Origin of the sequence: Acinetobacter vivianii (assembly GCF_014635885.1) — a bacterium.
GTDB classification, from domain to species: domain Bacteria; phylum Pseudomonadota; class Gammaproteobacteria; order Pseudomonadales; family Moraxellaceae; genus Acinetobacter; species Acinetobacter vivianii.
This window is the reverse complement of record NZ_BMDR01000003.1, coordinates 192645-214036: the sequence shown is the minus strand read 5'-3', so window position 1 is coordinate 214036 and position 21392 is coordinate 192645. Positions and strand designations below refer to the sequence as shown.

The window sequence follows — 21392 nt, the reverse complement described above, 5'->3', positions numbered from 1 at the left end:
GCTGAATTTTACAACAAACAAAAAAGCCCAGTGTCTTCACAATGGGCTTTTCAGCAAAGCAAATTCGATTTAGAAAGTGAAACCTTCTAAGTTTAATGAATTTGTTGACAATACCATATCAAGATTTGATGTTTGGTAGTCTTGGTCGCGTTGTTTTAAAATTTCTTTAGTGACATGACCCACTGCGATCTCGCGTAATGCAACCACTGTTGGTTTGTCATTATCCCACTCTACAGTTGGTTCCATACCTTGACGTGCCAATTGACGTGCACGTTTACTCGCTACCAGTACCAACTCGAAGCGGTTATCTACATGGTCTAAACAATCTTCAACGGTTACACGTGCCATAAGTTGTCTCGTCTGAACATCACATTTGAAAGACTGAGTAGTATAAAAGGCTTTTATACAAGACTCAAGTTATTCGCGATTAAGGGTGATCAAGTTTTCAATTAATTGCTGGTGGCGGTTGCTTTGTTGCAAGGTCACCAAACGGTTTGCTGTAATAATGGCTTCTAGGTCATGCACTGCCTTGTTGAAATCATCATTGATAATGACATAGTCAAAACTGGCAAAATGACGCATATCTTCCACGGCACAACTCAAGCGATGCTCGATCACGTCGACAGAATCTGTACCGCGATTCGATAGGCGCTGTCTTAAGTCATACTGGGTTGGAGGGAGAATAAAGATCTGTTTTGATTCAGGAAAAAGTCGACGAACCTGTTCAGCACCTTGCCAGTCAATTTCAAGTAAAACATCGTGACCTTGCTGGAGTTGTTCTTTTACTTTGGCTTGCGAAGTACCGTAATAGTTTCCAAATACTTCTGCGTATTCGATGAAACCACCTTCATCGACTTGTGCTAAAAAACTTTCTTTACTGGTAAAATGATAGTGAACACCATCAAGTTCACCAGGACGCTGACCGCGTGTAGTATGTGAGACAGAAACGTGTAGGTTGCTGACTCGATCGAGTAGGGCTTTGACCAAAGATGTTTTGCCCGTTCCTGAGGCTGCAGAAACGACAAACAAGAGACCCGACATGATATTTTTCCTGAATATGATAAAATATCTTGGCTATTGTAGTGTAGCGTGCCATTAAACGAAATAGTTTGGCGTAAAAATTCAGTTGATCAGAGAGGTTGTTATGGAAATCGTGTTGGCCAATCCACGAGGCTTTTGTGCTGGTGTTGACCGTGCTATAGCAATCGTCAATCGGGCATTGGAATGTTTTAATCCGCCAATTTATGTCCGTCATGAAGTGGTACACAACAAATTTGTAGTCGATGACTTACGTCAGCGTGGCGCCGTTTTTGTTGATGAGCTAGATCAGGTTCCTGATGATTCTATTGTGATTTTTAGTGCGCATGGTGTATCTAAAGCGGTACAGCAAGAAGCTGATCGCCGTGGTTTAAAAGTATTTGATGCAACCTGTCCGTTGGTCACCAAAGTGCATATCGAAGTGACTAAATATGCACGTGAAGGAACTGAAGCGATTCTGATTGGGCATGAAGGCCATCCAGAAGTTGAAGGCACAATGGGCCAGTATGATAAAACCAAAGGTGGCGCAATCTATCTAGTCGAAGACGAAGAAGATGTTGAAGCTTTAACGGTTAATCATCCAGATAAAGTGGCTTTTGTTACTCAAACCACGCTTTCAATTGATGATACGGCGAAAGTGATTGATGCGTTACGGGCGAAATTTCCACAAATTCAAGGCCCGCGTAAAGATGATATTTGCTACGCCACGCAAAACCGTCAGGATGCAGTACGTGATCTTGCTGAGCAGTGTGATGTGGTGTTAGTGGTCGGTTCGCCAAACTCCTCCAACTCAAACCGTTTACGCGAATTGGCTGAGCGTATGGGTAAATCTGCTTATCTGGTCGATAATGCAGATCAACTGCAAAAAGACTGGTTTAAATCGGATAGTAAAATTGGTGTGACTGCGGGTGCATCTGCACCTGAAATTTTAATTAAACAAGTGATCCAACGTTTACAAGATTGGGGTGCAACACCACCAAAAGAGTTACAAGGACGTGAGGAAAATATCACTTTTAGTCTACCAAAAGAGTTGCGTATACAGGTGATACAAGCCTAATTTTATTAGAAAAATGTGAACTGGAAACGGATGGATGACACTCCATCCGTTTTTTTTGCTGCTTATCTGCTTTGTATTGGTTCTGTAAAAATAAAAATTAAGATAGAGTAGTGAATTTTTAAAAATTAGGTGCTGGGGAAATGGGGAAAACTCGGGGATTCACCTTAATTGAATTGATGGTGACAATTGCGGTGTTGGCTGTGATTGCGATGATGGCTGTGCCGGTATTTAACAATATGATGCTGGCCCAGAACTTTAATAAAAGTACACAAGAATTAATCCTGACTTTAAATCAAGCAAGAGCAAAAGCTGTACAGGAAAGAAGAGAAGTAGAGGTTTCCTTAAAATCAGATTCTACATCTACACCAAGTGCAAATACGGATTCTCAATTCAATTGGATGCCAGTGGGTAAAGCAGTTTTAAAGTCTGGTTCTAACACTTCTGTTTACTTTAATTTGACGGGTGGGGTTTGTGCTTTAGATGGTAGTACACCTGCAAAATGCATTCCTGTAAATAGCGATACAAGTATTGAAATCTGCAATAAAAGTTCTGGTGACAAGTCAAAAACTGTCAGTGTTTCACGTATGGGAACCATTCAGCAAACAACAGATGGGGCATGTTAATGAAACGCTTAAATCATCAACGTGGTGTTGGTCTTGTTGAAATTTTGGTTGCGCTATTAGTACTTGCCATTGGGGTATTAGGTTTTGTGACATTGCAGTATCGCTCATTAGAGGCAAGTGCTGAAAGTACTTCTCGTGTACAGGCCATAACGCTTGCTCGGGATTTAGCTGAGCGGATTCGGGTCAATCGCAATTCATTTAGTGTATATCAGGAAGAACTGTCTGATTCTAAGAAACAGAAAACATCAGCAAAAGAATGCATTGGTACAACAGTATGTACAGATAAAGAGTTAGCTGATTTTGATATCGCACAGGTTGCCACAAGAGCTGCTTCTTTAGGTATGACCATGAATATTATGGACTGTCAAAATACCAGTAATCGTCAATGTATTTATGTTGCTTGGGGGGATTCAAGTGCAACGGATGGGACAGGAGTAGGAGATTGTACGAATGGGAATGCTTATAACCCAGTCTCAACCTGTGTGATTATGGAGACCTATTAAAATGATAAAACAAGCAGGTTTCACATTAATTGAATTAATGCTCTCTTTAACGCTAGGTTTGATTATTACGGCTGCTGCGGTCCTGTTATTTTTAGCAGGTCAAAAAAGTTTATCGATGCAACAGGGGGTAGCCGATATACAGGATAATGCCAATTTCGGTTTGAACTATTTAACCCAAGATATTCGGTTGGCGAATCTAAATAATTTTAAAGCAGTGATTAATGATCAGACGGCTTATGGAGGAATCGTTCTAACCTCTTCAACAAATGCCCAGAAGGATGCGCAAGGTACGGCATTAAGTAATATCTTTCATCAGGTTGAAGGAAGTAATGTCGCAGCTAAATTTCTGTCTGCAAGTGGTATAGCTCCCTCGAATGTACAGATTAAAGGTACTGATGTTTTAAGTGATCAATTGGTGATTCAATATGTGCCGCAGTATGTTCTGAATCCAGCAGGGACAATCTGGAATGGGGGATACGATTGTGAGGGGAATGCCCTAAATTTTCCTGTGACCCAACCAGCTAAAGGTGGTGAATTTGGACAGCAAGTTATCGTTCAACGCTATTTCCTAAGAGTCGACAATAATAAGAATGGGAATGAGCCAAATCAGTCTCTAGCTTTAGCTTGTGATGCTGGACATTATCCAGTTGAGGCCGCAAAACCAGTCAACCCTACAGATCCATTACCAGCTATGGCTATTACGGGATATGGTGGTGCAGGTGAAATCATTATGAAACGGGTTGATCATTTTAGGGTCCTACTCAACATTCAAGATGATAGTGTGACAGCACCCGCAGCTAGCCGACGCTATATTACCTTCAATGATTATATGACTTTAGCTTCTCCACGTCCTCGCATTGTAGCGGTACAAATCGGTATATTGGCGCGCTCGGCTCAAGCTGTTAATAAAGAGAATAGTATTAATGATGACCAGACTTTTAGGGTATTAGATCAAGAGGTCACAGTTAAAAAAACAAAAGCAGATAGTCCTAAATACATAAGACAGGTCGTAGCGCAAACAATTGCTTTACGTAACGTTATTGGGGAGCGTGGACTATGAGGCAGAATCAAACTGGCGCAACCTTAATTGTTGTGTTGATCTTTTTATTAGCCATTACCGTGATAGGAACACTTGCGATTCGCCAAAGTATGGTGGGGCTGAATATTGCAACCAATAGTCAGGTGTCGCAATTGGTCATGCAGAACTCCGATGCATCTTTTTTTAATATCGAAGAGGCAGATCAACTGATTCAAAGCTTAGGTGCCAATGGGATGTTTGGTTATATCAGCGGTGCAAGTGATAAGAATAAGGAACTTGTATTTTGTTTTCGTGGCGATCAGACCAGTTTCTTTGATTTGAATCGTGCAAGTTTGATGATTTGGGAAGATGGAGCAAAGAAACCTACAAACAACAGTTTGGGATCAGATGGTTATTGTGATGCGGTTGATACGAGTGGGAACTGGTTCACCAGCGGCCGTAAAACAGTCATGACCCAAGTTGCAGTAAAGTTTTCAACCGTAACTCAGAATGATCCTTTCTACGGTCGTCCACGAGGGCACGATCCCAAAACAGGACAAATTGAGGAAGCAAAACTAGTCAAAGTTTTTGCTGTTTCGCTTATGCCAAGTTTAACCAATGTTGATCGTTCAGAGCTTAATACATGCTTACAGTCGCATATGAGTGAAGTCACTATTCCAGATGGAACCACTGCACCTGTAATTGATGAAAATGCAGTAGCGGTAAAAGATAATCCTTTGAAAAACGTTACGGAATGTCTAACCAGTTTAAATGTGCCTTTCACAACGCAAGTGAGTGAATACAACATTACTCAGAATTTCTCTTAAATGGGGGGTAAATATAGATGAATAAAAATATGAAACAGAATCGTAAAACCACATTTTATCGTCAAAAATTACTCGCCATGAGTATTGCAGGGTTGTTTACGGGAGTGGTGAGCACCAGTGTTACTCAAGCCAGCGATATTGATATTTATCAGGAAGCTAAGTCGGGTGAGATTTCCTTGATGTTCATGCTGGATATTTCGGGCAGTATGAGCCGATATAATGGTAATACTAGTGGCTATGGATGTGATTTGCCGAGTGGGGTTTCGGATCGAGGTCGTAGTCAGGCAACAGAGCAACCGATTTCTGGTGGTCCTAAATATGTGAGATCTTGGTGCTTGGGAAGTAATGGCACAAAATATTATGATCGGATCACGCGCCTAAAAGATGGAATGATGGATTTGCTTTATGGAAATAGTGCAAAGGGTATTATTCGTATTACTGATGATAAAGTATTAGGTTTATCTACACTTGGAGCAGTGGACAGCAATAAAAACTATCAAAACTCAGGTGCTGTATTAGTCCCTGCTAGAAAGTTAGGTGCGATGGTTGGTACGAAAACTCAAAGACAGGTATTGATTGATACTATTGCTGGGTTTGATACGTGGACCAATACACCTACAGCCCGTTCTTATGCTGAAACCGTTGCCTACCTAATGGGGAAAACGACTGAGGCTCGACAAAGAACTGTTTCTGATATGCCGTATTATCGTTATTACGAGCAAAAGTCTTTGTTTAGTTGGAATGCTAAAGTTGAGGTGTGTACAGCTTGGAATGCAAGTTATTCTGCATGTAATTCTTGGAGTAGTACATCAAGCAATTTACCTTCAGGAGACTCAATTAATAGTTATAGTTGTACAATTAGTGGAAAGACAAGTAGTAGCTATCGAAGTCAAACCTGTTATGACTATACAGGCGTAATAAATATTGCAAACAGTAACTCAGGCTTTTCTTATTCTGCAAGCGATACAAAAAATACTGATAAAACCTTATACCAAATGCCTGCTTCACTCACACAAACAGATGACATAAAAAAATGTAGTGGGCAAGGTGTATATGTTTTAACTGATGGTGAACCTTCTCAGGATTCTGATTCTTTACCTCTTATGCAAGGCGCATTAGGTCTAAATGGCCAAAATTTTACTTGCGATAATACAAGTTACGATTGTCTAAATAAACTTTCTGCTGCTTTACTAGATCCAGCTAAAAATCCAGTAGGATTAAAGTTTAAAACAGCAGTTGTTGGGTTTGGTAGTGACTTTAACGGTATTCCCTCTTACGACAAGGCAAAAACCCAGCAACAAAATATTGATGCTCTTGGAACGATTAATACCAATGTAAAGAGAGCAGCACAATGGGGTATTCTTGGAGAAGGTGGCTGGTATTCTGGTAATAGTTCTCAAGACGTTGTCGATAGTGTAAATGCATTCTTGGGCGAGCTCGGCACAGATATTCCTGCTGTAACGACGGGATCCCCAACCGTTCCTAAAGATAGCTTGAACCCAGCTGTGCTACAAAAACAGGCTTATTTTCCTCAATTCCAGCCTACACCTGATAAGCCGTATCAACTTTGGGCAGGAAACCTGAAAAAGTACAATGTTATTAATGGAATTTTAAGAGATAAAAGCGGTAATAAAATTACGGATACTACAGGACGAATCGTTGATAACTACGATCTATGGTCTAAGACAGTCAGCTCTGAACAAGCAATTAAAGATGCGGATGAAAATACCCCAGGAAGTACCAAGTTTGCACTCAGAGGAGGAGCTTGGTCACAACTTAAATTAAAAATCACCGCAGGCGAAACAACCGAAAACCGTAAATTATTAACCAATCGTATTGCAAGTGGGACGGGTACTGCGGCTACATTCATTACAGGTTCAAGTCTACGACGTGTGACGAGTGCTGATTTAACTGACGCAACTTATCGAAATGATGCAAATCGTGGTTATCTGATGTTGCTTTTAGGCTATGGGGTTGATGCGGCAAATCCGAATACAATTACGACCACTTCACTTAGCGCTGCACCTGAGTTACGCCAGATTGGTGCAGTCATGCATTCATCTCCTCTATTGGTAACCAACAAAGGGAAGGTAACGTATACGAAGGGTGTCATAGGTTCTGAGAATCGTGAGGATTATGTGCTGTTTGGTACGACACAAGGCTTATTACATGTTGTGGATGCTAAAACGGGTGAAGAGAAGTTCTCCTTTGTTCCTAATGAAATGATTGAGAAACAAAAACAAGCTTTCCAAAAATATGATACGACAACTGGTGGTATGGCAAATCTTTATTATGGAATTGATGGACCTTGGACTGCTTATACCGAGTATGTGATAGATGGTTCGGGTAACTTAACCGTCGGTTCTGGTAAAGGAATTAATCAGAAAGGTAAACAAATTGTTTATGGTGGCTTACGTATGGGGGGGCGAAGCTATTATGCTTTAGATCTGCAAAATATAAATGACCCTAAATTGAAGTTTCATATTTCGCCAGACGATAAAAAAGTTTATAGCAGTGATGGAACTGCGACTACTTATAACGAACTGGATGATATGGGAGAGAGTTGGTCAAAGCCAGCAATCGCATGGGTTAAATGGAATAACCAACGTAAGCGTGTAATGTTTGTGGGTGGTGGTTATGATGCTGGTGGGGTGAAGGGTGATGGCTTGGATGCAAGCGGTAACCGAATAGTTAATGGTGGATATGAAAGTGATACCTATGAACAAGCCAATAAAAAAGGTGGCGGTGTTTATATGTTTGATGCCGATAACGGAAAACTACTCTGGTGGGCAGGAGCAAATACTACAGCAGCATCTACAGGTGTAACCAAAGTTCCAGTTTCTGAGATGAAATATAGTGTGGTCAGTGAAATTCGCACTGAAGACCGTGATGGGGATGGCTTGGCCGATCATTTATATTTTGGTGATTTAGGTGGGCAATTATTCCGCATCGATTTAGACAATAAAGCCAGTACAGCCTCAAGTTTTGCTAAGACACCTCGCTTATTGTTGAATTTACACAAAGCTTCAGGAACTACGGGTACAAGCCCTCGTTTCTATGAGATGCCAGCTTTTTCGATTTATGATTATGCGGGAAGTACTTTTGCAGTCGTTTCAATTGGTAGTGGTAACAGAAGTACGCCGTTGAAGGATTATACTGTTGGCACTTCCGGCTATGATTATGATGCTGTCTATAATATTTATGATAAAGATGTAGCTGCCCGTGGTTTATATAATTCTGGTTATAGCTATTCAACTACTACAGTGACATTAGCAGACTTAGGCGATGGAAATTTAGGGGAGGTCAAAGCAAGTAATCGAAATGACAATACGACACTTGTTGCACCTTATACCAAGAAGGGATGGTTTTACCGTTTCCAATCTAACAAACTACAGAGTGCCAAAGTTTTTGCCACACCAATTGCTTTAAATAATCGTCTATTTGTCTCGACATTTGATGGAAGTAAACCCGGTTTATCTGGGGACTGTGGTGCTGGTGTCAAAGGCGAAAGCTTCCTAAATCAGTTCTGTATGCCATATGGCCAATGTGATAAGACGGTTGTATCCGGTTCAGGTATTGCGTGTAGTACTGGTGATGGCTGTTCATTAGGGGCAGGAATCCAATACACTGCCATTGTGGATGATGCTAAGGACTGTGATCCGACCCTAGGAGAGTGTGGTGGCGGAGGTGGTAATGGTGGACCTGGGCCAGGAGATGGGAAAAACAATAAAAATTACTGTGTTTCAACAGGGAACCGTGGGGCGATGACGAATAATGGTGTTATCTCTTCTGGCAGTAGTGAAATGTGTTTAATCCCTCAACGCTGGTATGAACGTTCAAGATAGGAATGAGTCATGTTAAATAAGAGATTCACTCCTTCTAAGGGTTTTACTCTAGTTGAACTGATGATTGTTGTGGTTATTGTCGCTATTTTGGCGGCAATAGCGATACCGAGTTATCAGTTATATGCCCGCCGAGCTCAGGCCTCTCAAGCTCAGCAAGAAATACAGCGGCTGGCAACAGAGCTGGAAAAGCATAAAAGCCGTAATTTTAATTATATTAACTTTTCGATAGTGCCCAATGCATCTCCAGCTACGAATCAGGTGGTTTTACCTGCAGGTGCAACAGGTGCAGCAATCAAATATACAATCACTGTGCAAGATGGCGATGATCCGACAAAAACACTCTTTGCGAATGGCGTTAATGGGCAAAGCTGGACCATTCGGGCACAAGCTGCTGATGCAAAAAATTGGAGTTTTGTTCTGAACAGTAATGGTCTACGCTGTAAAAGACAGGATAAAACTATTGCGTTAGATTGCTCAGGATCTGGAGTTGAGTCAACATGGTAAAGCAAAACAGAGGTTTTACATTAATTGAGTTGATGATAGTCGTGGCCATTATCGGGATTTTAGCTGCGATTGCTTACCCTTCATATCAAGAATATGTTCGGAGAACCAAACGTGTTGATGCACAGGCAGATATGATTGAGCTTGCCGGACGTTTGCAACGCTACAGAATCGCGAATTTTACATTTTTAAAATCCGATGGTACCACACCGATCGCAATTGCTGATGTTGGGCATACGGGTACACTGCCAGAATCAGGTGGCGCAGCGTTATATACCTTGGCTTTATCCAATGTTACTGCTGGCACATGGACATTGACCGCAACCCCAACGGGAGCGCAAATAGGGGATGGTCACATCGTTTTAAACCATCGAGGAGAGCGCTGCTGGACCAAAGGTTCTGATAAAAATAGTGGTACCGCCTGTGTTCCATCCGCAACTACTAACTGGGACGGTCGCTAACTTTTTATAACGATGATTGGCAAACTAGAGAAAGCAAACCCAAAGAGGTTTGCTTTTTTTATGAATAATTTTTGATGTTATTTAACATTATTGACAATAATAACAAGTGAATGTGATCAAATTATCACTTATCTGCTGTTCTATACCTTTTATCCCCTAATGGTAGCTTTTCGTGTATTTTAGGTTGAGATTGATAACTAAACATGAAAACAATCACGAAAAATAGTGCTTCTCTCATTTATATAATGAATTGATTTTACTTACTTAAAATACTTGAGAGCGCTGTTACAACAAAAAGATTTGTGCATATGGAGGACTATATGCAACAAGCCCATTACGACGCGGAGCATCGCGCTTTATCTTGTGCACAGGCCAAACCTTGCTCGGGATTTACGATGGTTGAACTGATCATTACCATCGCTATTTTAGCAATTATCGCTTTAATGGCTGCACCTTCATTCGCCTCCATGTATAACCGCCAAAAGTTAGAGTCCTCTGTACGTGAACTGACGATGAAGGTTTCAGAAGCAAGAAGCCAAGCAGTTCTACTCCGTCAAAGCACTGGTATATGTCTAGCATCTTTATCAATCGATGATTGTGCAACTGCAATTTCGATTCCCAAAACTGAAACACAACGAATTTTTATTGCCCGTTTAGAAAATGGCGTGTCTCAAACAAATGCCTCAGCCACAAGTCTCAGTTTTAGAACCAATGGCAGCATTGCTGCACAAAAAGACTTTATGTTAGAGCGACAAGGTCTTTCTTATTGTGTTCGGGTCGGTGTCATTGGGGATACCATTATCACGGAAGGAGCCTGCCCATGAATATAAAACAACAAGGGGTTGGACTGGTTGAAGTCTTGGTCGCGCTGGTTTTATTAGCGATCAGCGTATTGGGTTTTGCTGCTTTGCAGTTACGGGCGGTGGATTCCAGTCTGGAAGCCAATAAGCAGGTGATAGCACTCACCATTGCACGCGATCTGGCAGAGAAAATGCGTGCAAATCCACAGGCGACCCGAGCAGGGAAATATAAGGTTGCAGCAGTAGAGGTGCCAAAAATAGCAGTATCAAATGTAGCGGATAAACCTGAAAAGATCGCGCTACAAGATTTACAAAATGCTGCGCTACAAGCCAAAGATAGTGGAATGAATCTCGCTGTGGATCAATGTCCAACTGGAAATAACCGACAATGTATTTATGTCGCCTGGGACGAGACCAATCTGGCAGGAAATACTGGAATTGCTTCATGCATAAAAGATGGGGCTTACGTTTCAGGATCACATTGTCTATTTCTGGAGGCTTATTAAAATGGGAAGAAGCCTTGCAGATTTTAAGCCATATACCAACAGTCAATCAGGCTTTACATTGATTGAGCTAATGATTTCACTGACTTTAGGTTTGTTGATTGTCGCTGCGGCAATTCAACTGTTTATTACTGGGATTACCAGCTATAAATTACAAAAAGCCATGGCACATATTCAGGACAATGCCAGTTTGGGCTTGAATTTTATTGTTGATGATATTCGTAAAGCCAATCTGAGTTCGCCTGTACCCGCCGTTAATGACCAGATTGGTTATGCGGGAATTTTGCTGACCTCAAACAATGTTGGTGAAAAGATTGATCTGAATTGTGCAGATTGCTTTGCCAATAATCAGCTCACCAGTTTTGGTAATGCCAATGTGACGGGCCTAACCAATGATCAATTACTCATCCGTTATCAAGCGCCACAAGGTGGGTTGGACTGCTCAGGCAAGGATGTGAGTAGCGGAACATTTGTGGTACAGCGCTACTATGTTGATTCTACTGTAAAAGATTCACGTAAATCTTTACGCTGCCAAGCTGCGCAATATAGTCAAACCTCATTGGATGCCAAGACATCGACTGATCGTTTAAAACTTGCTTGGGAAGATAGTCAGGTCATTTTACCTAATGTTGATTTCTTTCAGGTGCGTTTGGGGTATATGGATGGCGACCTCAATAGTGCAAATAGTACCTTGGCCTATGCGGATATTAAAAACTATATGGCCTTAAAGGCAACGTCAAAAAATATTGATGGAGTCACACAGGCTGTTCGGCCACATGTCCATGCCATTCAATTGGGAGTGCTAGTTCGTTCTGATGATAGAACGGGTAATCAGTCGATCATAAAAGAACGGAACAAAGAGCCATTTCAGGTCTTGGGGACCTCGGTGAAACTTACACCGACTTATCAGGATAATTATTTACGTCAGGTCGTGAATCAAACGATCTCTTTACGAAACGCAATGGGTTGGGTTTCGGAAGGTTGTGATAGCAGTAAGACTACAACCTGTACAAATGGGGGGGCTGGAACATGATTCAGGCTCAACGTGGTGCGACACTCATCGTTGTACTCATGATTTTATTAATGATTACGATTATTGGGACGCTAGCGATACGTCAAAGTGTGAGTTCATTAAAGCTGGTGAGTAATCATCAGATCCAGACTCTGCTGGCCCAAAATGCGGACGCAGCATTGATGTATTTTCAAGATCCCAACACTCAACAAAATTTAGCCTCTGCAAATGGCATTGTGGGATTCTTTAAAAACGAAAATAACAAAGATGCAGAACTCGTATTTTGTTTTTCAGGAACGGATCCATTTGCATTAAGTAAAGCGGGTTATCGGCTAAATAGTCAGTCTTTTAATATTAATAGTTCTGGTGCAGGTGCATGTACAGAGGCTTCAGCAAAAACTTCAAGTGGCCGTAAACAGGTTGTGACTCAGGTTTATATCAAAAGAGCCTTAACACCAACGTCACCTTTTGCAGACCTATCTCGTGGTACAGAGGTAACAGGGGCAAAAACTGAAAACAATATTCGCTTGCGTGTCTATGTTGTATCGGTAATGCAGGGATTATTAACGGCCGATGCTTTATTTAAAGCCGACAATGATCCTGACAAAGGTTGCCTGACGAAAAGCATAGACAATAATGGCGTCAATGCTGTTGCCGCCTGCCTAAAACAAAATACAGAAAAGCCAATATATAACATACAAGTCGCAGAATATCGTTTCTTGTCTGACTTTGAACCTACAGGTTCATAAGGGAGAAATGCCATGAATAATAAGAAGATGAAGAAACTCAACAGGTGTGAAGAACAACAAAAGAACAAAGTTAAAGGCCTGCTGTTGGGTTGTACGGTATTGTCTAGCCTTTTAATCCTGTCATCGGTGACATCGGCCAGTGATATTGAAATTTATCAACCTGCAGCGGGCAATAAAAAACGATTAATGTTGATGGTAGATCAGTCTCGTAGTATGGGGGGAGCTGGTCTTTTGGATCTGGTGAAAGATTATCCACTGTGTGTAGATCAAGGTGTTACGGATGTACTGGGCAAAAACGGATTAAATCTCGGTATAAAAATTGCGGGTCAGACTGATCTAATTAATGTCACAAAAGAAGCAACTGATCTTATTAATCAAGCAATTTTGAAAGGCGTGCTCGGCAATGGACAAGGGCAGGGAATTTTAGATTCTATTGCTGAAATCAAAACTGAACAGCCGAATACAACTTATCCATTCCCGCGCCAATCCTGTACGGTCGTAACTACAGATGCAACCGTCAAGCTGTTAGATAATTTATTGAATGGTCTATTAGGGGTAAAAACAGGTTTATCGGCAGAACAGTATATTCGTGAAACCTGCGATCCGTTGATTGATATTAGTTTACTCAAATCCATTACCAATTCATCTACTGTGGGAATCTATCGTTGCTATGATAAAAACTCCCGCGTCCGTATGGCGCTGACTGATGTGTTAAAAGGTAAGAAGGGTGAGGCGGGTCTGCCAGATATGGAGCGGATACCTGATAGCACTATGGTCGGGTTATCAATTTCACCTTATAACCATATTGCGAATGATCGTGCTGGGGCAATTGTATTTGAGCCTAAATTGCTGAGTGATGTCTATACCTATAACGGAAAAACACAGAGTCATCGTCAACATATCATTGATTATATTGCTAGCGCCAATATGGACTCAAAAGGTGAGTTTAATTTACAAAGTTTATTGGCTATTGTTCCTAAGCTGGTGGGTGGTTTGCTGAATGATGTAGTTGCGACATTAGGAAAAATTTTAAGTAATCCATTTGATGCAGTAGGTGAGCTCTTAAATTTAGAAAATACGAACAATGCATTAAAAGATGTTTTGAATATGCTGGGGTTAGGTGGGAACAACCCAATGGCAAGTACTTATGCAGAAACAGGAGCTTATTTACTTGGCAATACCACCAAAGGGACTGGAGCAAGACAATATGGAAAACGTAATTATCTTCTTAAATTAGGAGGTTTGGGAATTCCAACAAGTTATAAGTGTACTGGATGGGAGGCAGATGGTACAACGTGTGCAAGTGGACAATGGGAACTTGTTGGGCTTTTAGGTCTAGGTAATCTAGATACGAATGGTTATAAATCTGTTGATGCGAATTTGCTCAATGTGTTGGGGATATTAAGTGTAGGATCACAAGAAATATTTTATGAATATCGCTCAGATGTTAGTGCGAAATATAGCGGTTTTACTGATAGCCAAAAGAATAACAGTACAATTAATCCATTGATTAAAAGTAATGGTAATTTTTATCAAGCACCTTCAACTGCTCCACAATGTGATGCAAATGGCTTAATGGTCATTGCTGGCGGTGTACCGACAATAGCTCCAACTTTAACTGACTCTTTATTACAACCTAAAGGCAGCCAATCCGAAGCGACTAAGGTCGCAATGGAACGTTTAATGGCGCGTTCTTTGGATAACTCTCAGAGTTTAAATGTTCAATATAAAGATGGACGTTTGAATGATAGTTGGAGCTTTAGATGTAATTCAACAGATTTGAAGTCGACCACCCTAGGTAATAATAAGAACTCAAATGACAATACTGACTTTGCGACATGGCAGTGTATCGGCGCCTATGCACGTGATATTCGCGCACTAAAAACGAATCCAATTAAGACGGCCGTGATTGGACTTGATCGCTCTTTCTTGCAACTTCCTGACTATATCGCTGGGCAAGAAAATAGCACTGATAGTAAAGGTTTGACCCAGATTTCAAGTACCAATGTTGCACAGGATCAGTTGTTAACGGGTATTGTGCCAAAAGCAGTAAGGGATCTGCTTGGCGTAACGGGTTCTCTATTAGATGGTTTATTACCGAATAGTCTGATTGGTAGTGGCCTAACAACTGGAATTACCAGTTTGTTAGATCGTTTATTACCGCGTAATCCAGAAGATATCAAGAATATGGCACGTTGGGGTGTGATTGGTGGTGGTGGCTGGTATAACGCAGCCAATAGCCAGAATATTGCACAAAGTATTAAAGACTTTCACGATAATTTAGGTGTAACAGACGGTGATCCGATTGGTTTACAAACCATTCCTGAAGATCCACTTACGCCTTATCGTATGAGTAATGATGTTTATAAAAGTATGTTTGAACCAACTGAAAAAGCCAGTTGGATAGGTAACTTCAAAAAATACTATGTTGAAACAGACAATTCTGTGAATAAGCTGAAAGATGCCTGGGATATTTCAGCAAGCAGCTATGATGTTCAGGATTGGAATAAGGGCGGGTTGCTTGCCAAGCTCAAAAATCTGAAAAATAAAACGGATAATTCAGATCCGACCAAGCCGATCATTACAGAGCGTAAAGTTCTGATCAATCGCGACTGTCAGCAAATTGACAATACAACCGCCTATCAATTCACTGAGGTGGGTGCCTTAAAGACAATTAATAATAAGTATCTGGACGTTAAATGCGGTTCTGGAACTACAGTCCGTTCAGATGATAAAGGTTATCTGCTTATGAATCTGTTGGGATATAACGTGGGTAATGCCGCAACCACAGCAGACCTGACTGAAGCAAATCGTACCAACTGGAAAGTGGGCATGAACCTGCATTCAACACCTGTTAAATTGACTCAGGAAGCTGTTTTTAATGCAGATAACAGTGTTAAAGAACGCAAGGATTATATGTTATTTGGCACCACACAAGGTTTGTTGCATGTCGTTGATGCCAAAACGGGTGAAGAAAGCTTTGCTTTTGTACCCAATGAAATGCTGGAAAATACCCAACAAAGCAAAGCATTTTTAGAAAAACCAGCTGGCGTAAAAGCAGATATGGCATACGGCATTGATGGTGCATGGACTATTTATAGCGAATATGCTTATGGGATGAAAGCAGTCAGTAGTGGCAGTGTCAGCAGTGAAATTGTCGCGACTGTCGGTGAGATCAAGAGCGATGGTAAAGTGGTCGCGAAAGGCAAACAAATTGCCTATGGTGGTTTACGTATGGGAGGACGTAGTTACTATGCATTAGATCTCAGCGATATCAGTCAACCTAAACTTAAATTCCATATTGATCCAGATCGCAATCGTATTATTAGTCTGCAAGCTGATGGAACCTATAAAACCACAACCAATACGGCTTTAGCTGCGATGGGGCAAAGCTGGTCTAAACCGACCATTACCAGCATCATGTATAAAGGTGCAGCAAAACGCGTCATGATTGTTGGTGGTGGCTATGATATGGAATATGAAAAAACCGCACCAGTGATTTCCAATGCAACCAAAGGACGTATGGTGTATATGTTCGATGCAGACAATGGTGACCTGATCTGGTATGCCGGCGGAGATAATCAAAGCACATCATGTGGTTCAGGTGATACCAATCATGGCATGAAAATGAAAGAGTTATATAGTGTTGTGAGCCGTATCAATGCAGTTGACCGAGACGGAGATGGCGTGACTGATCATCTTTATTTTGGTGATTTGGGAGGTCAAGTCTGGCGGATCGATTTGAGTAAAGATTTCGGAACCAAAGATGGCGGATGTGGCAGTTACAGTATGCTATTTAAAGATACCAATAGCCGTTTCTATGAAGCACCAAACTTTAGTGTATACGGTTATGAACAACCCCTTGCTGTGATTAGTATTGCATCAGGAAATCGCAGCCTGCCATATAGTGATAAGAATTCAAGTAGCACTGTTTATAATCTTTTTGATCAGGATGTAGTTCGTCGTAACTTCTCTACCGCAAGTAGCAGTAATAGCACGCCAAAACTTTTAGCTACGGATCTTAAAGCAATGCTGACAGCAAGTGAACTAAAAGGCAAAAATCTGGTACAAGTGAAGGCCATGATTCCAAATGGCTGGTATGTACAGGCGAATAGTGTGGTTGGAAAAGAACTGGATGCTCAGGGCAATGAAACTGCTTTAACCAGTCAGACTGGAAGTAAGGTTCTGGGTGAAATGGTGGTGATGAATAAGAGCCTCTATGTCAGCGTCTATAATCCAAATACCACAGCAGGGAATGGTTGTAAAATTCAGGCCAATGGCGCAACTACAGTGCAACGTTATTGCTTACCTTTTGGTGTATGTGAACAAGATGTCAAAGATACCACGATGAGTTTTGGGGCTGGGCATGGAATTGTTGAGTCGATGGTGGGTGCGGGTATTGGACTGGGTGACAAAAATGGAATTACACGTCAGCTGCTCAATCCAAATGCCAAAGACAAAATCGGAAGTAGCAAATTATCTACGAATACCATGCGTCGCCAATTGGTTCCACTGACTTGGTATGAACGTAATGAATAAAAGGAAGCAATACAATTATCTTGCCCAAGGGAGGAGGAGAGATATGCACTCTCCTTCCTGCGACGAGAGTAAATTAATTAAACCTACAGGCTTCACTTTGATTGAACTGATGATTACGGTGGCAATCATTGCGATTATCGCAGCGATCGCTATTCCGAGTTATCAGGTTTATATCCGCCGTGCAGAACTATCTACAGCACAACAGGAAATGCTAAAGGTTGCAGAGCTGCTGGAAAAGCATCGGGCGCGTAACTTTAGTTATGATGGATTTGTACTAAAAGGCACATCTACAAATCAGGGACCTTATTACTCGGTAGCGAATGCAACCAATAACAGTCTACTTTTACCTTTAGACGCAAGCAGTGGCAAGCAGAAATTTACCCTTACCTTAACTGTGAATGCTCAAACATGGTCTTTAAAAGCAGTGAGCCAGAGCCCGCGAAATTATTCATTACTTTTGACCAGTGCGGGCATTAAATGTAAGACCAAAACACCTGCAAATATTACAGCTCAAGATTGTGGATTAGATAAAGAAGACTGGTAAGCCAGCAGATTTTATCAATTAAATTCAAAGCTGTGGATAAGCCGAAAAATAATCTTTATTTCAAAGTCAATTTAACGTAGAATATCGCCCTCTATGAAAGGGGTTTGAAGTGTTGCCGATGGTCGGCGCAGGGATAATCCGTAAAAATTATAAGGTTGTTCTCATGGTTGTTATTCGTTTAGCGCGCGGTGGTGCAAAAAAACGTCCATTCTATCAAATCGTTGTAACTGATAGCCGTAACGCACGTGACGGTCGTTTCATCGAACGTATTGGTTTCTTTAACCCAACTGCACAAGGTAAAGCTGAAAAAGTTCGTTTAGACGCTGACCGTTTTGCTCACTGGGTTGCTCAAGGTGCTCAACCTTCAGAGCGCGTTGCTTCTTTAGCTGCTCAAGCTAAAAAAGCTGCAACTGCTGCGTAATAGTAGTAGGTAGCCCATGACATCGACACAGAATGTGCCAGAAGATCGTATTCAGATTGGACAGTTACGTTCAGCTTATGGATTGAATGGGTGGCTCTGGGTTTATTCAAATACTGAACCTATGAGTAATATGTTTGACTACCTTCCTTGGTACATTGAGACCAAGGCAGGTTGGCAAACAATAGATGTGAAACGTTGGAAACCACATGGCAAAGGCTTGGTTGTTGCATTAAAAGGCGTAAATGATCGCACTGGTGCAGAAAATCTGGTTGGCGCAAATATCTGGATTGCCAAATCTCAGCTTCCAAAAGCAGATGTAGACGAGTACTACTGGTCTGATCTTAAAGGCTTAACGGTGTTAGGTCTTGATGATGAAGAACAAGAAGTCAATCTCGGTCAAATCTACGAACTGTTTGAAACAGGTGCCAATGATGTCATGGTCGTTAAAGCGACTGCTGACAGTGTTGATGCTGAAGAGCGAATGATTCCGTGGCATAAAGATGTGGTACAACGCGTTGATCTTGAAGCTGGTCGTATTTACGTCAATTGGGGCGTAGACTACTAATCCTTTTGGGGAAAGTAGCGCAGCAGGAAAATAAAGGAGTCTGCGGTGTTTTTTGCAGTCATCACATTGTTTCCTGAAATGTTTGAAGCGATTACAGCGTACGGGATTAGCGGACGTGCAGCAAAGCGTGACATCGTGCAAGTGACTTGCATTAACCCACGAGATTTTGCTGAGGGCAATTACAAACGGGTGGACGAACGTCCTTTCGGTGGCGGCCCAGGTATGGTGATGATGGCCGAGCCTTTGGCAAAAGCAATTAATCATGCCAAACAACTTGCTTCACAAGCAGGCTGTGTTCATGCCCCAGTGGTGTATATGTCACCGCAAGGCAAAACCTTAAATGAGCAGGCAGTACAACAATTCGTTGATTATGATGGTTTGATTGTATTGTGTGGGCGTTATGAGGGCGTCGATGAGCGTTTAATCCAGCATTATGTTGATCAAGAATGGTCAATCGGGGATTACGTTTTATCGGGCGGTGAACTTCCTGCCATGGTGTTGCTCGATAGTATTATTCGCCGTTTGCCCAACGTCATGACTGACGAGCAATCTGCGATACAAGATTCTTTTGTAGATGGTCTTCTTGATTGTCCACAATATACAAAGCCTGACCATTTCGAAGGGTTAGATGTGCCTGAGGTACTTAAATCAGGACATCATGCCAATATTGAGAAATGGCGTTTTTTGCAGCGTTATCAACGAACTTTAGATCGTCGACCAGAACTGGTTGAAAAAGTAGAGTTGAGCAAACAGCAAATTAAATGGCTAAAAAATTCGAAAGGTTAAACTGATATCAGTTTATCTTCGCACCCAACGAGAAGCTTTGCTTCGAGTTCTACTTAAACTTGGTTTAAGTTAAAAATAGGCTCTTTAAGACGTTTGTCTTAAGGGGAAAGTTAAACGGGAAATATGCGCTTTAGCCTCTATTCCCAGCGGCGTCAGAGACCTCTTCTCTCCCGCACATATTGGAGATTCCACATGAGTGGTAAACATCCTTTAGTTCAAGCTGTTGAAAATGCACAGTTAAAATCAGACATCCCTGCTTTTGCACCGGGCGATACAGTTATCGTTCAAGTTAAAGTAAAAGAGGGTGACCGTGAGCGTCTTCAAGCATTTGAAGGTGTTGTAATCGCGAAGAAAAACCGTGGTTTAAACTCTGCTTTCACAGTTCGTAAAATCTCTAGCGGTGTTGGTGTTGAGCGTGTTTTCCAAACTCACTCTCCAATCGTTGCTAAGATCGAAGTGAAACGTCGTGGTGACGTTCGTCGTGCTAAACTTTACTACCTACGCGAGTTGTCTGGTAAAGCTGCACGTATTCGTGAAAAGTTACCAGCTCGTAAACAAGGTTAATTTTAACTTTGTTGTATAGCAAAAAAATGCGCCTTTGGCGCATTTTTTTATGTCTGTTTGTGCTTAAAAGCCAATCCTTTTCTAAATCCTCGACCTAGTTTTGCTAAAATAGGTCTTTATGCTTTGACTTTTCTTTTTATGAAAAAAAGTGCTTACCGCCATTTAAGCGGTGTTTTCCTATTAAATAAGCCTTTAGGTTTAAGTTCTAACTCAGCACTGCAAAAGGTGCGTCGTCTTTTTAATGCACAAAAGGCAGGGCATACAGGTGCGCTTGATCCATTGGCAACAGGACTATTGCCCATCTGTTTAGGTGAAGCGACCAAGTTTTCGCATTATTTACTCGATTCAACCAAACGCTATCAAACTACGGTCAAGTTAGGGCAAACCACGGCAACGGGTGATGTTGAAGGTGAAATTCTCCAGCAGAGAGAAGTACCAACTTTAACGGCAGAAAGTATTGAACAAGTGCTGGCGCAATTCAGAGGCGATATTCAGCAAGTACCACCGATGTATTCAGCATTGAAGCGTGAAGGCCGTCCATTATATGAATTGGCACGTAAAGGGATTGAGATTGAACGTGAAGCACGTCCAGTTACGATTTATGATTTAAGCTTAGTTGATTTTACCGAAGATAGCCTGACGCTAGATGTGACCTGCTCGAAAGGCACATATATTCGTGTATTGGGTGAAGATATTGGTGAAGCTTTGGGATGTGGTGGGCATTTAACCAAGTTGCACCGTACCCAAACCGGGCATTTTGAAATTAATCCAGATTATACCATCGAATATCTTGAAGGCCTGACTTTAGAACAACGGGATGCTTTATTGTTGCCTGTGTATGCACCTGTTGAGCATTTTCCGCGCGTGCAATTGCCAGAAGGCCGTGAAAAATATTTTGGCAACGGTCAGGAGAGTAATATTGATCATGAAGCTGCGCCTGAAGTATTGGTTTTCGATGGCGAACGTTGTCTAGGTCTGGCTGAAATCACAGATAAAAAACGTCTGGTGCCAAAACGCTTATTAAATCTATAAAAGG

At 41.5% G+C, this 21392-nt stretch carries 21 protein-coding genes; 19 read left to right on the top strand and 2 right to left on the bottom strand.

All coding sequences use genetic code 11. The annotated features are described in order from the left end of the window. Window positions 1–69 precede the first annotated feature (69 nt). Window positions 70–348 carry a DNA-directed RNA polymerase subunit omega gene (gene rpoZ / locus IEV36_RS07590; RefSeq protein WP_004657467.1) on the bottom strand — a complete coding sequence of 93 codons (279 nt, stop codon included), beginning with the start codon at window positions 346–348 and terminating at the stop codon, window positions 70–72. Between the two features lie 69 nt (window positions 349–417). Next, window positions 418–1041 carry a guanylate kinase gene (gene gmk, locus IEV36_RS07585; protein ID WP_004776023.1) on the bottom strand — a complete coding sequence of 208 codons (624 nt, stop codon included), beginning with the start codon at window positions 1039–1041 and terminating at the stop codon, window positions 418–420. Window positions 1042–1144: 103 nt separating this feature from the next. Between gmk and ispH the strand changes: the two genes are divergently transcribed. The 19 genes from ispH (at window position 1145) to truB (ending at window position 21388) form a co-directional block, all read left to right on the top strand. Beyond that, window positions 1145–2095, top strand: a complete 951-nt coding sequence (gene ispH, locus IEV36_RS07580) for a 4-hydroxy-3-methylbut-2-enyl diphosphate reductase (RefSeq protein ID WP_005259965.1) — start codon at window positions 1145–1147, stop codon at window positions 2093–2095. Window positions 2096–2235: 140 nt separating this feature from the next. After that, window positions 2236–2718 (top strand): pilus assembly FimT family protein, encoded by a 483-nt coding sequence (locus tag IEV36_RS07575; protein ID WP_005259963.1) that lies wholly within the window; start codon window positions 2236–2238, stop codon window positions 2716–2718. Next, complete coding sequence (gene pilV / locus IEV36_RS07570) at window positions 2718–3221, top strand: type IV pilus modification protein PilV (RefSeq protein ID WP_005259961.1); 504 nt, start codon at window positions 2718–2720, stop codon at window positions 3219–3221. Before IEV36_RS07575 ends, pilV (IEV36_RS07570) begins: the two co-directional genes overlap by 1 nt. 1 nt (window position 3222) lies before the next feature. Further along, the gene (locus IEV36_RS07565; protein ID WP_005259959.1) at window positions 3223–4281 is read left to right on the top strand and encodes a PilW family protein; all 1059 of its coding nucleotides are present in this window, start codon (window positions 3223–3225) and stop codon (window positions 4279–4281) included. Further along, entirely contained in the window at window positions 4278–5066 is a 789-nt protein-coding gene (locus IEV36_RS07560) for a pilus assembly PilX family protein (protein WP_005259958.1), read from the top strand. The genes IEV36_RS07565 and IEV36_RS07560 overlap by 4 nt, the downstream gene beginning before the upstream one ends. 17 nt (window positions 5067–5083) lie before the next feature. After that, window positions 5084–8911, top strand: coding sequence for a pilus assembly protein (locus IEV36_RS07555; protein WP_005259956.1), 3828 nt, complete (start codon window positions 5084–5086; stop codon window positions 8909–8911). Window positions 8912–8920: 9 nt separating this feature from the next. Further along, window positions 8921–9415, top strand: a complete 495-nt coding sequence (locus IEV36_RS07550; protein ID WP_005259954.1) for a type IV pilin protein — start codon at window positions 8921–8923, stop codon at window positions 9413–9415. Then, window positions 9409–9873: a type IV pilin protein gene (locus tag IEV36_RS07545; RefSeq protein WP_005259952.1), complete on the top strand. Its 465-nt coding sequence runs from the start codon at window positions 9409–9411 to the stop codon at window positions 9871–9873. The genes IEV36_RS07550 and IEV36_RS07545 overlap by 7 nt, the downstream gene beginning before the upstream one ends. 320 nt (window positions 9874–10193) lie before the next feature. Further along, on the top strand, window positions 10194–10697 hold the full coding sequence (locus tag IEV36_RS07540) for a GspH/FimT family protein (RefSeq protein WP_005259950.1): 504 nt from the start codon (window positions 10194–10196) through the stop codon (window positions 10695–10697). After that, window positions 10694–11179 (top strand): type IV pilus modification protein PilV, encoded by a 486-nt coding sequence (pilV, locus tag IEV36_RS07535; RefSeq protein WP_005259948.1) that lies wholly within the window; start codon window positions 10694–10696, stop codon window positions 11177–11179. Before IEV36_RS07540 ends, pilV (IEV36_RS07535) begins: the two co-directional genes overlap by 4 nt. 1 nt (window position 11180) lies before the next feature. Beyond that, the gene (locus IEV36_RS07530; RefSeq protein WP_005259945.1) at window positions 11181–12209 is read left to right on the top strand and encodes a PilW family protein; all 1029 of its coding nucleotides are present in this window, start codon (window positions 11181–11183) and stop codon (window positions 12207–12209) included. Next, window positions 12206–12937 carry a pilus assembly PilX family protein gene (locus IEV36_RS07525; protein ID WP_005259943.1) on the top strand — a complete coding sequence of 244 codons (732 nt, stop codon included), beginning with the start codon at window positions 12206–12208 and terminating at the stop codon, window positions 12935–12937. The genes IEV36_RS07530 and IEV36_RS07525 overlap by 4 nt, the downstream gene beginning before the upstream one ends. Window positions 12938–12949: 12 nt before the next feature. Beyond that, window positions 12950–17476 carry a pilus assembly protein gene (locus tag IEV36_RS07520; RefSeq protein WP_005259941.1) on the top strand — a complete coding sequence of 1509 codons (4527 nt, stop codon included), beginning with the start codon at window positions 12950–12952 and terminating at the stop codon, window positions 17474–17476. Window positions 17477–17519: 43 nt separating this feature from the next. Next, a complete protein-coding gene (locus IEV36_RS07515) occupies window positions 17520–18020 on the top strand; it encodes a type IV pilin protein (RefSeq protein WP_005259939.1) in 501 nt (166 codons plus the stop codon). 163 nt (window positions 18021–18183) lie between these two features. Next, the gene (gene rpsP / locus IEV36_RS07510) at window positions 18184–18441 is read left to right on the top strand and encodes a 30S ribosomal protein S16 (RefSeq protein ID WP_004776006.1); all 258 of its coding nucleotides are present in this window, start codon (window positions 18184–18186) and stop codon (window positions 18439–18441) included. Window positions 18442–18457: 16 nt separating this feature from the next. Then, complete coding sequence (gene rimM, locus IEV36_RS07505) at window positions 18458–19006, top strand: ribosome maturation factor RimM (RefSeq protein WP_004776004.1); 549 nt, start codon at window positions 18458–18460, stop codon at window positions 19004–19006. Window positions 19007–19051: 45 nt separating this feature from the next. After that, complete coding sequence (trmD, locus tag IEV36_RS07500; RefSeq protein ID WP_005259937.1) at window positions 19052–19792, top strand: tRNA (guanosine(37)-N1)-methyltransferase TrmD; 741 nt, start codon at window positions 19052–19054, stop codon at window positions 19790–19792. A 192-nt stretch (window positions 19793–19984) separates the two neighbouring features. Then, entirely contained in the window at window positions 19985–20356 is a 372-nt protein-coding gene (gene rplS, locus IEV36_RS07495) for a 50S ribosomal protein L19 (protein WP_004657502.1), read from the top strand. A gap of 138 nt (window positions 20357–20494) precedes the next feature. After that, window positions 20495–21388, top strand: a complete 894-nt coding sequence (gene truB / locus IEV36_RS07490; protein WP_005259935.1) for a tRNA pseudouridine(55) synthase TruB — start codon at window positions 20495–20497, stop codon at window positions 21386–21388. The last annotated feature ends 4 nt before the right edge of the window (window positions 21389–21392 follow it).